1 rRNA gene is annotated in these 364 nt (G+C 34.1%); it reads right to left on the bottom strand.

Going from position 1 to position 364, the window contains the following annotated elements:
• Positions 1 to 285: 285 nt before the first annotated feature.
• Positions 286 to 364: ribosomal RNA gene (locus tag PSI06_RS21175) — 16S ribosomal RNA — on the bottom strand; the annotation flags it as partial.

Here is a 364-nt window from a genome sequence, read left to right as displayed (position 1 = left end):
ACCCAAACGGGTCTTTGTTATGTGACAGTTTAACTTCGCCAGAAGTTAATATTGAATACTAAAGTAGATACCAATTAATCATAAATGATTAAATTGGCACTGAATGATACTGCTATCATTCTTTTTTTACTTTTGAAAACTCTTGATAAATACGAATATTTATCAGAATTTTATTATCAGCTTTTCCAAATTTTTAAAGAGCATATTAATCAGTTAAACCCAAAGGATAAAACTAACTAACAATCATCTGTGTGGACACTACGAACAAATAAGTTCTAAATCGTATAAGGAGGTGATCCAGCCCCAGGTTCCCCTAGGGCTACCTTGTTACGACTTCACCCCAGTCATGAATCACTCCGTGGTA

The organism is Pseudoalteromonas sp. GABNS16E (assembly GCF_028598715.1).
Taxonomy (GTDB): Bacteria; Pseudomonadota; Gammaproteobacteria; order Enterobacterales; family Alteromonadaceae; genus Pseudoalteromonas; species Pseudoalteromonas atlantica.
The sequence above is the reverse complement of the archived record's forward strand: the minus strand, read 5'-3'. Positions and strand labels throughout refer to the sequence as shown.